This window comes from Streptomyces sp. NPDC026062, from assembly GCF_055568375.1.
Window position 1 is genome coordinate 10,965 of sequence record NZ_JBVHOQ010000026.1, and the last position, 14,281, is coordinate 25,245.

General features: G+C 71.4%; 13 protein-coding genes. 10 read left to right on the top strand and 3 right to left on the bottom strand.

Annotated elements, in window-relative coordinates:
* The first annotated feature begins 302 nt into the window (after positions 1-302).
* The gene (locus tag ACZ4LX_RS23135; protein ID WP_467648197.1) at positions 303-1,949 is read left to right on the top strand and encodes a TlrC/CarA/OleB/SrmB family ABC-F type ribosomal protection protein; all 1,647 of its coding nucleotides are present in this window, start codon (positions 303-305) and stop codon (positions 1,947-1,949) included.
* Between the two features lie 137 nt (positions 1,950-2,086).
* On the opposite strand, the gene ACZ4LX_RS23140 is transcribed toward ACZ4LX_RS23135, so the two are convergent.
* The gene (locus tag ACZ4LX_RS23140) at positions 2,087-2,827 is read right to left on the bottom strand and encodes an esterase/lipase family protein (RefSeq protein ID WP_467648202.1); all 741 of its coding nucleotides are present in this window, start codon (positions 2,825-2,827) and stop codon (positions 2,087-2,089) included.
* A 244-nt stretch (positions 2,828-3,071) separates the two neighbouring features.
* On the opposite strand from ACZ4LX_RS23140, the gene argC reads away from it, so the two are divergent.
* The 5 genes from argC to ACZ4LX_RS23165 are packed head-to-tail and all read left to right on the top strand — an operon-like array spanning position 3,072 to position 7,905.
* Positions 3,072-4,100, top strand: a complete 1,029-nt coding sequence (gene argC / locus ACZ4LX_RS23145) for an N-acetyl-gamma-glutamyl-phosphate reductase (protein WP_467648207.1) — start codon at positions 3,072-3,074, stop codon at positions 4,098-4,100.
* The gene (gene argJ, locus ACZ4LX_RS23150; RefSeq protein ID WP_467648210.1) at positions 4,097-5,251 is read left to right on the top strand and encodes a bifunctional glutamate N-acetyltransferase/amino-acid acetyltransferase ArgJ; all 1,155 of its coding nucleotides are present in this window, start codon (positions 4,097-4,099) and stop codon (positions 5,249-5,251) included. Before argC ends, argJ begins: the two co-directional genes overlap by 4 nt.
* On the top strand, positions 5,248-6,150 hold the full coding sequence (gene argB, locus ACZ4LX_RS23155; RefSeq protein WP_467648213.1) for an acetylglutamate kinase: 903 nt from the start codon (positions 5,248-5,250) through the stop codon (positions 6,148-6,150). The genes argJ and argB overlap by 4 nt, the downstream gene beginning before the upstream one ends.
* Positions 6,147-7,358: an acetylornithine transaminase gene (locus ACZ4LX_RS23160; RefSeq protein WP_467648216.1), complete on the top strand. Its 1,212-nt coding sequence runs from the start codon at positions 6,147-6,149 to the stop codon at positions 7,356-7,358. The genes argB and ACZ4LX_RS23160 overlap by 4 nt, the downstream gene beginning before the upstream one ends.
* 10 nt (positions 7,359-7,368) lie before the next feature.
* Positions 7,369-7,905, top strand: a complete 537-nt coding sequence (locus tag ACZ4LX_RS23165) for an arginine repressor (protein ID WP_363072269.1) — start codon at positions 7,369-7,371, stop codon at positions 7,903-7,905.
* A 7-nt stretch (positions 7,906-7,912) separates the two neighbouring features.
* Here ACZ4LX_RS23165 and ACZ4LX_RS23170 read toward each other — a convergent pair whose 3' ends face one another.
* Positions 7,913-8,614: a L,D-transpeptidase family protein gene (locus ACZ4LX_RS23170; RefSeq protein WP_467648220.1), complete on the bottom strand. Its 702-nt coding sequence runs from the start codon at positions 8,612-8,614 to the stop codon at positions 7,913-7,915.
* A 294-nt stretch (positions 8,615-8,908) separates the two neighbouring features.
* On the opposite strand from ACZ4LX_RS23170, the gene argH reads away from it, so the two are divergent.
* Entirely contained in the window at positions 8,909-10,342 is a 1,434-nt protein-coding gene (argH, locus tag ACZ4LX_RS23175) for an argininosuccinate lyase (RefSeq protein WP_467648224.1), read from the top strand.
* A gap of 63 nt (positions 10,343-10,405) precedes the next feature.
* Positions 10,406-11,377, top strand: a complete 972-nt coding sequence (locus ACZ4LX_RS23180) for an aldo/keto reductase (protein WP_467648227.1) — start codon at positions 10,406-10,408, stop codon at positions 11,375-11,377.
* A gap of 104 nt (positions 11,378-11,481) precedes the next feature.
* Here the strand turns inward: ACZ4LX_RS23180 and ACZ4LX_RS23185 are convergent, their stop codons facing one another.
* Positions 11,482-12,003: an HAD domain-containing protein gene (locus ACZ4LX_RS23185; RefSeq protein ID WP_467648229.1), complete on the bottom strand. Its 522-nt coding sequence runs from the start codon at positions 12,001-12,003 to the stop codon at positions 11,482-11,484.
* Between the two features lie 84 nt (positions 12,004-12,087).
* Here ACZ4LX_RS23185 and ACZ4LX_RS23190 point away from each other — a divergent pair, with 84 nt between their 5' ends.
* Entirely contained in the window at positions 12,088-12,639 is a 552-nt protein-coding gene (locus tag ACZ4LX_RS23190) for a TetR/AcrR family transcriptional regulator (RefSeq protein ID WP_467648231.1), read from the top strand.
* Complete coding sequence (locus ACZ4LX_RS23195) at positions 12,636-14,180, top strand: MFS transporter (RefSeq protein ID WP_467648234.1); 1,545 nt, start codon at positions 12,636-12,638, stop codon at positions 14,178-14,180. The genes ACZ4LX_RS23190 and ACZ4LX_RS23195 overlap by 4 nt, the downstream gene beginning before the upstream one ends.
* The last annotated feature ends 101 nt before the right edge of the window (positions 14,181-14,281 follow it).

Genomic DNA, 14,281 nt, shown 5'->3' on the forward strand with positions numbered 1-14,281 from the left:
CCGGCCCGCAACCGTCCCTCCCGTCGCCCGCCCAGTCAAACACATCCACCGGTGCGGGGGGGTGGGTACCCGGCCCCCCCCCGGGCCCCGCACCCCCCCCACACGACGTTTCAGCCGCCGGCGCCCGAGAGACCGGCGGCCCTAAAAGCGGATGACGGCCGCCCGGACCCCGCGTACCTTCTTCCCCATGGGAACGCTGTGATCGCCCCGCCCACGACCGCGTAGAGCTCAGCTCCGCCGTCGTGGTGCCGATCCGTCCTCGAATCCGTTCTGCCGGCCCGGCCGAGAACAGGGGCTCACGCATGCACCCAGCACACTCCGCACAACTCTCCCTGCACGATGTCACCAAGCGTTACGGCGACCGCACCGTGCTCCGACAGGTCTCGTTCAGCCTCGCCCCCGGCGAGAAGGCCGGCGTCGTCGGCGACAACGGGGCGGGCAAGTCCACCCTGCTCCGTCTCCTCGCGGGCGAGGAACGGCCCGACGCGGGCGAGGTGTCCGTCGTCGCGCCCGGCGGGACGGGGTATCTCGCCCAGGCCATCGCGCTGACTCCGCGGGCCACGGTCCAGGACGCCGTCGACCTGGCACTGCGGGAGCTGCGCGACCTGGAGTCCGGGATGCGCCGGGCCGGGGCCGCGCTGGCCGAAGCACCTCCCGGCCCGGAGCAGACGGCGGCCCTCAGCGCGTACGCGCGCCTGACCGAGCGGTACGAGGCGCGCGAAGGCTACGGTGCCGAAACCCGGGTGGACACCGCGATGCACGGACTCGGCCTGCCGCGGCTGTCCCGGGACCGGCCGCTGGGCACGCTCTCCGGCGGTGAGCGGGCACGGCTGGCGCTGGCCGCGGCACTCGCCTCCCGCCCCGAACTGCTGCTGCTGGACGAGCCGACCAACGACCTCGACGACCGGGCGGTCGGCTGGCTGGAGGATCATCTGCGAGCCCATCGCGGAACGGTCGTCGCGGTCACCCATGACCGGGTGTTCCTGGAGCGGATCACCGCCACGGTCCTGGAGGTCGACGGCGGGCGAGTCTCCCGCCACGGCAACGGCTACGCCGGATACCTCACGGCCAAGGCCACCGAACGCCGGCGGCGCCGGGAACGGTACGAGGAGTGGCGGGCCGAACTCGACCGCAGCCGCCGGTCGGCCGAGTCGAACGCCGTCCGCCTGGGCGCCATCCCGCGCAAGCTGGAGAAACCCGGCTCCGGGGCCGGTGCGTTCCGTGCGCGCGGGCGCGCCCACGGCGCGATGAGCCGTATCCGCAACGCCAAGGAACGGGTCGACCGACTCACCGCGAACCCGGTGGTTCCGCCGCCGGACCGGCTGTCCTTCAAGCCCCGTATCGCCACCGCCGACGGGCCGGGCGAGGCGCCGGCCGCGGTGCTCGGCGGTGTGGTCGTCGGGGACCGGCTGAAGGTGCCGGAGCTGCGCATCGGACCGGCCGAGCGGTTGCTGGTCACCGGCCCCAACGGCGCGGGCAAGAGCACCCTGCTGCGGGTCCTGGCCGGGGAACTCCGGCCGGACACGGGCGCCGTGGGCGTGCGCGGGCGGGTAGGGCATCTGCGGCAGGAGGAGACTCCGTGGCCGCCGGGCCTGACCGTACTCGCGGCGTACGCCCACGGCCGGCCCGGCGACCGGGACGGGCACGCCGACCGGCTGCTGTCGCTCGGCCTGTTCGAGCCGGCCGACCTGCGTCTGCGCGTCGGGGAACTCTCGTACGGCCAGCGGCGCCGCATCGAACTCGCCCGGCTGGTCAGTGAGCCGGTTGACCTGCTCCTGCTGGACGAGCCCACCAACCACCTCTCGCCGGTTCTCGTGGAGGAGCTGGAGGCGGCGCTGGCCGGTTACGCGGGCGCACTGGTGCTGGTCACTCACGACCGCCGGATGCGGAAGGGGTTCAGCGGCACCCGGCTGGAGATGAGCGACGGCACCGTCACCGGCGGACCCTGAGCCTCTCGCCGGGAGCCGGGAGCCGGGAGCCGGGAGCCGGGAGCCGGGAGCCGGGAAGCGGCGCCGCTGGGCACGGCCGGTGTCCCGTCCCCGGCACCCGTGAGGGCGTGGACGGGACACCGGTTCCGTGCGGCGGGTCAGGAGGCGACGAAGCGCGCGATCTGGCCCAGCACGATGGTGTCCGCCAGGTAGCCGATGTGGGTCTGGCAGGCCACGTTGTGGTTCGTCGCGCCGCTCAGCCTGGTGCTGGTGTACGGGAGGATGACGCCGTCGCACGCCGAGTACCAGGTTGCGTACGCGGTGTCGCCCGGCGTCTCGTCACCGGAGGAGATCTGGGAGATGTACGACGAGCCCGGGTACATCTGCTGACAGGTCGTGTAGATCAGGCAGGCGCCGGCGAACGTGGTGCCGTGGTTCGCGCCGGCGATGGACGCCAGGTGGCTGACGCTGGTGTTTCCGCCCAGGACCTTCAGGTAGTACTGGCTGACGAGGCCGCCCATCGAATGGTTGACGATGGCGACCTTGCGCGCCCCGGTCTGCGACTTCACGTTGTTGACGAAGGTCGCGAGCCCCTGCGCGTTGGTGATGTTGTTGCCGTACGAGTTGTACTCGTAGGCGAAGAGCTTGGAGCTGGACCAGCCGTTGAGCTGGAAGACGCTCTTGGCGGTGACCCAGTTGGAGGCATTGCCGGTGTACCCGTGGACGAAGACGACCGGGGTGCTGGTCGACAGGGGCTGAACGGCGGCCTGCGCGGCCTGTCCGGTGGAGACGGCCGTGGTCTCGGCCGCGCCGGCCGTCGACGCCGAGCCGAACAGGGTGAACGCGACCGCGGTGGCCGCGAGAACGCCGAGAAGCCGGCGGGGGGAACGACGACGCATGGGGCACTCCTGACAACGATGTGGGGGAGACGGGGATGCGGATGACTGCTTGGATCAGCGTCGGGGCGCGAGGCGCGGGCGGCATCGGTGATTTCACCGGTGTTCGTGAGCGGCGGGGACGCCGTACCTGAGCTGGGGCGCCGCACCTGCGTATGCGGCGGCTCCCAGTGGGGCCGATGACCGTAAGTCTTTGCATAAAACTGCGGCTATGCGTATAGTCATGCCATCGACGAGGAGGATTTCGATGGCGGTACGTGCAGCAGTGGCAGGGGCAAGCGGATACGCCGGCGGGGAGCTGCTCCGCCTTCTGCTGGTCCACCCCGAGGTGGAGATCGGGGCCCTCACCGCGAACTCCAACGCGGGACAACCCCTCGGCGCCCTGCAACCGCACCTGCGACCGCTGGCCGACCGCGTGCTCCAGCCGACCACCGCCGAGGTGCTCGCCGGGCACGACGTGGTCTTCCTTGCGCTGCCGCACGGCCAGTCCGCCGCAGTGGCGGAGCAGCTCGGCGACGAGGTGCTCGTGGTCGACATGGGGGCCGACTTCCGGCTCAAGGACGCGGCGGACTGGGAGAAGTTCTACGCCTCGCCGCATGCGGGCACGTGGCCCTACGGCCTGCCCGAGCTGCCCGGGGGACGGGCCGCACTGGCGGGGAGCAAGCGCGTCGCGGTGCCCGGCTGCTACCCGACCGCCGTATCGCTCGCGCTCTTTCCGGCGTACGCGGCCCAGCTCGCCGAGCCCGAGGCCGTGATCGTCGCCGCCTCCGGGACCTCCGGCGCGGGCAAGGCGGCCAAGCCGCATCTGCTCGGCTCCGAGGTGATGGGCAACATGTCGCCGTACGGCGTCGGCGGCGCCCACCGGCACACGCCCGAGATGATCCAGAACCTCAGCGCCGCCGCGGGCGAACCGGTCACCGTGTCCTTCACCCCCACTCTCGCCCCGATGCCCCGCGGCATCCTCGCCACGTGCAGTGCCAAGGCGAAGCCGGGCGTGAGCGGCGATTCGCTGCGCGCCGCGTACGAGAAGGCCTTCGCGGACGAGCCGTTCGTCGATCTGCTCCCCGAGGGGCAGTGGCCCGCGACGGCCGCCGTGTACGGCTCCAACGCCGTACAGATCCAGGTCGCCCACGACGAGGCCGCCGGCCGGATCATTGTGATCAGCGCCATCGACAACCTCGCCAAGGGCACTGCGGGCGGCGCCCTGCAGAGCATGAACATCGCCCTCGGACTCCCCGAGGACACCGGACTTTCCACGATCGGAGTGGCACCGTGAGCGTCACGGCAGCACAGGGATTCTCGGCGGCCGGCATCGCCGCCGGAATCAAGGACAGCGGCAACCCGGACCTGGCCCTCGTGGTCAACAACGGTCCGCGTCGCGCCGCCGCGGGCGTCTTCACCTCCAACCGTGTCAAGGCCGCTCCGGTCCTCTGGTCGGAGCAGGTCCTCAAGGGCGGCGAGGTCAGTGCCGTCGTCCTCAACTCCGGTGGCGCCAACGCCTGTACGGGTCCGCGGGGCTTCCAGGACACCCACGCCACCGCCGAGAAGGCCGCCGAGGTGCTGGAGGGGCACAGCGCGGGCGAGATCGCCGTCGCCTCCACCGGGCTCATCGGCCTGCTGCTCCCCATGGACAAGCTGCTGCCCGGCATCGAGAAGGCCGCGGCGGCCCTGAGCGAGCACGGCGGCGAGAAGGCCGCCATCGCGATCAAGACCACCGACACCGTGCACAAGACGGCCGTGGCCGGCGGCGCGGGCTGGACCGTCGGCGGCATGGCCAAGGGCGCGGGCATGCTCGCCCCCGGCCTGGCCACGATGCTCGTCGTCCTCACCACCGACGCCGACGTCGCCGCCCCCGCCCTCGACACCGCGCTGCGGGATGCCACCCGGACCACCTTCGACCGGGTCGACTCCGACGGCTGCATGTCCACCAACGACACCGTGCTCCTGCTGGCCTCCGGAGCCAGCGGCATCACCCCGGAGCAGGGGGAGTTCGCCGAGGCCGTACGGACCGTCTGCGACGACCTCGCCCGGCAGCTGATCGGCGACGCCGAGGGTGCGTCCAAGGACATCCGCATCGAGGTCGTGAACGCGGCGACGGAGGACGACGCCGTCGAGGTGGGCCGTTCCATCGCCCGTAACAACCTCCTCAAGTGCGCCATCCACGGTGAGGACCCCAACTGGGGCCGGGTGCTGTCCGCCATCGGCACGACGAAGGCGGCCTTCGAGCCGGACGAGCTGAACGTCGCCATCAACGGCGTCTGGGTCTGCAAGAACGGGGGAGTCGGCGAGGACCGCGACCTCGTCGACATGCGCTACCGCGAGGTCAAGATCACCGCCGACCTTGCCGCGGGCACCGAGTCGGCCGTCATCTGGGCCAACGACCTCACCGCGGACTACGTCCACGAGAACAGCGCGTACAGCTCATGACCACCGCGCGGAAGCACACCGCACTCCCGAAGGCGCAGATCCTCATCGAGGCCCTGCCCTGGCTGACCCAGCACAACGGCAAGACCGTCGTCATCAAGTTCGGCGGCAACGCCATGATCGACGAGGATCTGAAGGCGGCCTTCGCCCAGGACATCGTCTTTCTGCGGCACGCGGGCCTCAAGCCCGTCGTCGTGCACGGCGGCGGCCCGCAGATCAGCGCCCAGCTCGACAAGCAGGGCCTGGTCAGCGAGTTCAAAGCCGGGCTGCGCGTCACCACGCCCGAGGCGATGGACGTCGTACGGATGGTGCTCGCCGGACAGGTCCAGCGCGAGCTCGTCGGCCTGCTCAACCAGCACGGCCCGCTCGCCGTCGGCATGACCGGCGAGGACGCGCACACCATCACCGCAGTCCAGTACCGCCCGGTGATCGACGGCGAGGCCGTCGACATCGGCCGGGTCGGTGAGATCACCGCCATCGACACCGGGGCCATCCAGGCGCTGCTGGACGACGGCCGTATCCCCGTCATCTCCTCCATCGCCCGTTCGGCGGAGGACAATCACGTCTACAACGTCAACGCCGACACCGCGGCCGCCGCTCTCGCGGCCGCGCTGAACGCCGAGACCCTGATGGTCCTCACCGATGTGGAGGGCCTCTACGAGGACTGGCCCAACAGCGACGACGTGATCAGCCGCCTCACCGCCACCGAACTGGAGACGCTCCTGCCGGAACTCTCCAGCGGCATGGTGCCCAAGATGCAGGGCTGCCTGCACGCCGTGCGCAACGGCGTGCAGACCGCTCGTGTCATCGACGGACGGGTCCAGCACTCGATCCTGCTGGAGATCTTCACCGACGAGGGAATCGGCACGATGGTCGTGCCCGACGCACAGGGGGAAGCATGACCAACGCCGAGCTCTCGCAGCGCTGGCAGACCGCGCTGATGGACAACTACGGCACCCCGAAGCTGTCCCTCGTGCGCGGCGCAGGCGCCCGTGTGTGGGACGCCGACGGTACCGAGTACCTCGACTTCGTCGGCGGTATCGCGGTGAACGCACTGGGACACGCCCACCCCGCCGTCGTCGAGGCGGTCTCCACCCAGATCGCCTCCCTCGGTCATGTCTCCAACCTCTTCATCGCCGAGCCGCCCGTGGCACTCGCCGAACGGCTGCTCCAGCTCTTCGGCCGCACCGGCAGGGTCTACTTCTGCAACTCGGGTGCGGAGGCCAACGAAGCGGCGTTCAAGATCGGCCGGCTGACCGGCCGCACTCACATGGTCGCCACCGACGGCGGCTTCCACGGCCGGACCATGGGCGCCCTCGCCCTCACCGGCCAGCCCAAGAAGCGCGACCCCTTCCTGCCGCTGCCCGGCGACGTCACCCATGTCCCCTACGGGGACGCCGAGGCACTGCGGGCCGCGGTGACCACCGACACCGCGCTGCTGATCATCGAGCCCGTCCAGGGCGAGAACGGTGTGGTCGTACCGCCCAAGGGGTATCTGGAGGCGGCCCGGGAGATCACCCGCGCCACCGGCACCCTGCTCGTCCTCGACGAGGTGCAGACCGGGATCGGCCGCTGCGGCACCTGGTTCGAGCACCAGGCGCACCAGGGCGTGGAGCCGGATCTGGTCACCCTCGCCAAGGGGCTCGGCGGCGGACTGCCGATCGGTGCCGTCGTGGCGTTCGGCGAGGCGGCCGACCTGCTCGCGCCGGGTCACCACGGCACGACGTTCGGCGGCAACCCGGTCGCCTGTGCCGCCGGTCTCGCGGTCCTGGACACCCTGGCCGCCGACGGCGTGCTGGACAGTGTGAAGCGGCTCGGTGAGAAGATCCGCAACGGCGTGGAGGGCCTGGGGCACCCCCTGGTCTCCCACGTCCGCGGCTCCGGTCTGCTGCTGGGTATCGTGCTCACCGAGCCACTCGCACCCCAGGTGCAGCAGGCGGCTCAGGGAGCCGGAATCCTGGTGAACGCACCCGCGCCCGATGTCGTACGGCTGATGCCGCCGCTGATCATCGGTGAGGCGGAGGTGGACGCGTTCCTCCAGGCGCTGCCCGGCGCTCTCGACGCGGCTTACGGGAACGGACGATCCGGAGAGGGACACACCGGGGAATGAGGCGACGACGATGACCGAGGCGCAGGATTCCGAGCACGGAGGGCCGTCCGTGCCGCAGACCCGCACCGCACGCCACCGCCGGATCGTGGACATCCTGAACCGGCAGCCGGTGCGCTCACAGAGCCAGCTGGCCAAGCTCCTCGCGGACGACGGACTGAGCGTCACCCAGGCGACGCTCTCCCGGGATCTCGACGAACTGGGCGCGGTGAAGATCCGCAACACCGGTGGCGAGCTGATCTACGCGGTGCCGAGCGAGGGCGGATTCCGTACCCCGCAGGCACCGCTGGGCGGGTCCGCCAAGGAGGAGCGGATGCGCCGCCTCTCCGCCGAACTGCTGATCTCGGCGGAGGCGTCGGCCAACCTCGTCGTGCTGCGTACGCCTCCGGGCGCCGCCCAGTTCCTCGCCTCGGCGATCGACCAGGCCGAGCTGCACGACATCCTCGGCACGATCGCCGGGGACGACACGCTCATGCTGATCAGCCGTGACCCGGCCGGCGGGCAGGCGCTCGCCGACCATCTGCTGCGGCTCGCCCAGAACGACCGCTGACGGCCGGTCAGTAGCGCGTGATCGCGGTCGTGCCCGAGCGGGTGCCGATCGCGATGTGCGGACGGCGGGCCGGATCGGCCCAGGCCAGGATCCGGTCCATCGCGGCCGCCGGCACCGAGACACAGCCGGCGGTCGCTCCGCGCCCGTTGACGTGCAGGAAGATCCCGGCACCGCGGCCCCGTACGGGCCGGTCGTAGTTGAACCCGACGACGAGGGCGCGGGCGTACTGCGCCGGATACGTGATCAGGTGCTCGGCCTCGGCCGCCCGGCAGTCGGCGGGCCGGGGCTCGGCCCACCGGTTGTAGGCGCGCGCCTCGGTGTCCTGGCACCACCATGACCGGTCACCGACCCGGCGATACGGGTAGCGCGTCCCGGGCCGGGCCGCCGCGATCCCGAAGGCGTACGGCAGGTCGTACAGCCCGGTGGGTGTGGTGTCGGTGCCCTGCTTGCGCGAAGCGCCCTCGGTCAGCCCGTTCGCACCGAAGCGGGCCGGCGCCGACCCGGCCGCCACCCAGCGGCCGGCCCGCAGACTCCACCAGGTGACGGTGCCCGTGGTGGAGGCGGTGGAGGGTGCCTCGGCCGTGATGAGCTGGCTGCCGCCGCCCGTGTCGGCCAGCCGCCCCGGCAGCGGGGCCGCTGCCGGGGGCCGGGCTCCCACGAGGCCGGCGAGAGTGAGCAGGACCGAACCGGTCACCAGAATTCCGCGCATGGACCGGACCGTAGACGGGCCGCCGCCGGGGCGCCCGCGGGCCTGCTCCGTACGGCCCAGCGGACCCGTGGGCCAGGAGGTGTGCGCTCGCTCGGGAGCGCAGGGCCCGTGACGGGACCGCTCCCGCGCAGCTTTGACAAACCATACAGAGCATCGCATAGTTATGCCTGATAGTGATTGCGGCAGTGGCTGCACCGTGGATCGCGCCGTGAGCAGGTATCCGTAACCGGGTGTTCCCCGCGCGCGGGGAGGCGGTCGCACATCCAACCCCCTGGTTCTTCCGAGGAGCACGCAGTGAGCAACGGCAACGGCAACGGCGACGTACGTCTCTGGGGCGCCCGCTTCGCGGACGGTCCGGCCGAGGCGCTGGCCAGGCTGTCCGCGTCCGTCCACTTCGACTGGCGGCTCGCGCCGTACGACATCGCCGGCTCCCGCGCCCACGCGCGCGTCCTCAACAAGGCGGGCCTGCTCACCGAGGACGAGCTGAAGCGGATGACCGCCGGGCTCGACCAGCTGGAAGCCGATGTCGCGGACGGCTCCTTCACCGGCACCATCGCCGACGAGGACGTCCACACCGCGCTGGAGCGCGGACTGCTGGAGCGCCTCGGTCCCGACCTCGGCGGCAAGCTGCGGGCCGGACGGTCCCGCAACGACCAGATCGCCACGCTCTTCCGGATGTACCTGCGCGACCACGCCCGCATCATCGGCGGCCTGATCGCCGAGCTCCAGGACGCCCTCGTCGGTCTCGCCGAGGCTCACCCGGACGTGGCCATGCCCGGCCGCACCCACCTTCAGCACGCCCAGCCGGTGCTCTTCGCCCACCATGTCCTGGCCCATGTGCAGCCCCTGTCCCGGGACGCCGAGCGGCTGCGGCAGTGGGACGAGCGGACCGCGGTCTCGCCGTACGGTTCCGGCGCGCTCGCCGGCTCTTCGCTCGGGCTCGACCCGGAGGCGGTCGCCGCCGACCTCGGGTTCGAGCGAGGCTCGGTGGGCAACTCCATCGACGGAACGGCCTCGCGGGACTTCGTCGCCGAGTTCGCGTTCATCACCGCGATGATCGGCGTCAACCTCTCCCGGATCGCCGAGGAGATCATCATCTGGAACACGAAGGAGTTCTCCTTCGTCACCCTGCACGACGCCTTCTCCACCGGTTCCTCGATCATGCCGCAGAAGAAGAACCCCGACATCGCCGAACTGGCACGGGGCAAGTCCGGGCGGCTCATCGGCAACCTGACCGGTCTCATGGCCACGCTCAAGGCCCTGCCGCTCGCGTACAACCGCGACCTCCAGGAGGACAAGGAGCCGGTCTTCGACTCCTGCGACCAGCTCGAAGTCCTGCTCCCCGCCTTCACGGGCATGATGGCCACCCTCACCGTCAACCGCGAGCGCATGGAGGAGCTGGCCCCGGCCGGTTTCTCGCTCGCCACCGACATCGCCGAGTGGCTGGTCAAGAAGGGCGTCCCGTTCCGCGTCGCCCACGAGGTCGCGGGCGAGTGCGTCAAGGAGTGCGAGAGCCACGGCATCGAGCTCGACGAACTGACCGACGAGCAGTTCGCGAAGATCTCCGGACACCTCACCCCCGAGGTCCGCACGGTCCTCAACGTGGCCGGTGCGCTCGCCTCCCGCAGCGGACGCGGTGGGACGGCGCCGTCGGCCGTCGCCGTCCAGCTGGCCGAGGTCAAGGCCGACCTGGTGACCCAGCACGCCTGGGCGGCGGCGCGCAAGTAGCCGTAAGGGCATCGCGGGCTACGTTGGGGGTAGCCGAGAGTCCTGCCTACCGAGGAGCCCGCGATGCCGTTCGCCCGACTTGCCGACGCGACCACCCCGACCGCCCACATCGGGCTCGGCCTGGCAGCGGTCGGCAGGCCCGGTTACATCAACCTCCACCGCGAGCGCGACCTGCCCGGCGAGCGCACCGTCGACGCGCTGCGCGCCCGTACGCACGAACTGCTGGACGCGGCCTACGCGCAGGGTGTCCGGTACTTCGACACCGCCCGCTCCTACGGCCGTTCCGAGGAGTTCCTCGCCGACTGGCTGACCGCCCGGCCCGAGGTCCGCGACATCGTCGTCGGCAGCAAGTGGGGCTACACCTACACGGCCGACTGGAGCGTCGACGCCGAGGCGCACGAGGTCAAGGACCACACCCTCGACACCTATCTGCGCCAGCGCGCCGAGACCGCCAATCTGCTCGGTGACCGGCTCGACCTCTACCAGATCCACTCGGTGACCGCAGACAGTCCGGCACTCACCGACAAGGAGCTGCACGCCCGGCTCGCCGAGCTCGCCGCCGAGGGGGTCAGTGTCGGCCTCTCCACCAGCGGACCGGCCCAGGCGGACGCGATCCGGGCCGCCCTCGCCGTCACGGTGGACGGCGAACCTCTCTTCCGCACGGTCCAGGCCACCTACAACGCGCTGGAGACCTCGGCCGGACCGGCGCTCGCCGAGGCCCGGGCCGCGGGGCTCACCGTCATCGTCAAGGAAGCCATGGCCAACGGCCGGCTCGCGGGCACGGAGGCCCCCGCCGTGATGCGGGAGATCGCCGACGAGGAGGAGCTCGGCAGCGACGCGGTCGCCCTGGCGCTGGTGCTTCACCAGCCGTGGGCCGGGGTCGTGCTCTCCGGCGCGGCGACCGTCGGCCAGCTCGCCGGCAACCTCCACGCGGCCGTCCTCGACCTCGACGCGGAGCGCAGGTCCCGGCTGGAGGCGCTGGTGGAGGAACCGGAGGCGTACTGGCGGCACCGTGCGTCGTTCCCCTGGAGCTGAACCGAGCCGAGTCCTCCCCGCACCTCTGCCGCATCGGGCGGCTCCGCCACGTCAGTGCGGTCACAGCGCATGACGCGGGAGGCGGAAGACCGCGGGCGCGGAGGTCAGCCGCCGGCCCGGCCGTCCGCCCACGCTGCCAGCGTGTCGAAGTCGGCCCGCTCCAGCCCGGTCAGCGGATCGATCCGCAGCAGGAGACTCTCCTCGCCCGCACCCCGGCCCGCGACCCACGCCCGGTCCCGGTCGGTGATCTCGTCGTCGACCCATGCGAACGGCCGCCCGGCCGCGTACTCCACGACGTACTGCGTCTTCCAGTACGTCCCGGCCGGTGCGGAACCGTGCATGTCCGGCCAGTCGATGTACGGGAGCGGGGGCAGCCCGAGACGCGGCCCGATCCACTCGTTCGCCTCGTCCTTCCAGGTGGTCGCCCAGACCAGCTCGTACCGGCCGGTCAGTGCGAGCAGCCTGCCGCCGTGTCCGGGATTGAGGAGAACGGGCAGCGCCGGGCCGTCGGTCCACCCCGTCGGCCGCATGCGGTGCCTGGTGTATCCCTCCGGCGCACGGCGGCGGGAGAGCGCTGCGTACGGATTGAGCGGACCGTCGATGTCGATCAGCAGCAGCGGCTTCATGCCGATATGGTCCCCGCTTCCGCAGGGGGCCGCGACCCTCTTTTCGGTGAGACGTTGATGTCTCAAATGGGTTAGTGTCGTCTCATGACTCTTGATCGTGAGCAGGTTCTGCGCAGCGCCGCAGCCCTGCTGACCCGCAAATCGACGGCAACCATGGACGAGGTCGCCAAGGTCGCAGGCATCGGCCGCGCCACTCTGCACCGGCACTTCGCCGGACGGGACGCCCTGGTCAGGGCGTTGGAGGGGCTGGGTATCCAGGAGTTCGAAGCAGCCCTCGACGCCGCCGCGCTGGACGAGGGGACGTCGGAGGAGGCGCTGCGCAGGTTCGTCGCGGCGATCGAGCCGAGTGCCGGACTGCTCTCCTTCCTCGTGACCGAGAACCAGCTCTTCGAGGGCGATGAGCAGAACGAGGGCTGGGACCGGCTGGACGCCCGGGTGGCCGCGTTCTTCCGGTACGGCCAGGAGCGTGGCGAGATCCGCCTCGACCTGACCCCGGCCTGGCTCACCGAAGCGCTCTACGGGCTCATCAGCAGCGCCGCGTGGGCCGTTCAGGCGGGCCGGGTCGCCGCACAGGACTTCCCGTACATGATCGTCGAGTTGCTGCTCGGCGGCGCACGCCGGAGCGTGGAGCAATGAGCAGCGTCGAACAGCCCCCGGAGCCCGCGCCCGAGCTGTACCGCCCCGGGCGCTGGATCGCGCTGTCCGTGCTCGTGCTCGCGGTGCTGCTGGTGGCCATCGACGCCACCGTGCTGGGGCTCGCGACCCCGTTCCTCAGCGAGGACCTCGAACCGACCGGCACCCAGCTGCTCTGGATCGGCGACGTCTACTCCTTCGTCATCGCCGGACTCCTGGTCTCGATGGGCAGCCTCGGCGACCGCATCGGCCGCAAGAAGCTGCTGCTGTGCGGTGCCACCGCCTTCGGCGCGGTCTCGGTGCTCAACGCGTACGCGAACTCGCCGGAGATGATGATCCTGGCGCGGGCCCTGCTCGGCGTCGCCGGCGCCACGCTGATGCCGTCCACCCTCGCCCTGATCCGCAACCTCTTCCACGACCCCCGCGAGCGGAGTCTCGCCATCGGCATCTGGGGAGCGATGGCGTCGGCCGGTGCGGCGGTCGGGCCCGTCGTCGGCGGATTCCTCCTGGAGCACTTCTGGTGGGGCTCGGTCTTCCTGATCAACGTGCCGGTCATGGCCGTACTCGTCGTGGTCGGGATCAAGATGATCCCCGAGTCGAAGAACCCGGCGCCCGGACCGTGGGACCTGCTGAGCGTGGCGCTCTCCCTGGTCGGCATGATCGGGGTCGTCTACGCCATCAAGGAGCTGGCCGCACACGGCGGAAGCTGGGAGGTCGCGCTCGCGGGCGTGGGCGGACTCGCGGCACTCGTCTGGTTCGTACGCAGACAGTTCCGGCTCCCCGCACCCCTGCTCGACATGCGGCTCTTCCACCACCGGGGCTTCTCCGGCGCGGTCCTCGCCGATCTGCTGACCATCCTCGGCCTCTCCGGCCTGGTTTTCTTCCTCTCCCAGTTCCTGCAACTGGTCCAGGGGCGCGGACCGCTGGAGGCCGGACTCGCCGAACTGCCCGCGGCCGTGGGCGCGGTCACCGCGGGTCTGCTGGCCGGCACGACCGCCCGCCGCTTCTCCGTACGGTCCGTGGTGGCCGGGGGGCTCGGCGGGATCGGCCTGGCACTCGCCGCCGTCGCCGCGGTCCACAAGGACACCGCCTATCCGCTGATCGGCGCCCTTCTGCTGGTCGTCGGCGTGGGGGCGGGCTTCGCCTTCACGGTCACCTCCGACGTGATCCTCTCCAGCGTTCCGAAGGAGCACGCCGGTTCCGCGTCCGCCGTCTCCGAGACGGCGTACGAGCTCGGCGCGGCTCTCGGCATCGCCCTGCTCGGCTCCATCGTCACCGGGGTCTACCAGGGATTCACCGCCCCGGCCGGAACCCCGCCCGATGTCGCGGAAGCCGCCCATGAGTCACTCGGCGGTGCGGTCGAGGCCTCCCATGTGCTGCCCGAGGAACAGGCGACGACCCTGGTCTCCTCCGCCCAGGACGCCTTCGTCGACGGGCTGGGGGCCGCCTCGGCCATCGGTGCGGTCGTTCTGATGGCGACGGCGGTCGCCGCCTGGTTCCTGCTGCGCGGCCAGGAACTGGAGGAGGGCATCGTCCACGAGTAGGGACTTCCCGCCGCCCGCGCCCCGGGGATCTGTTCCGCCCGTGACCACCCGTCCCCGCCCGGCTGCTCCGGGGCCGTATCGAAACCCGGGGCAGCCGGAGT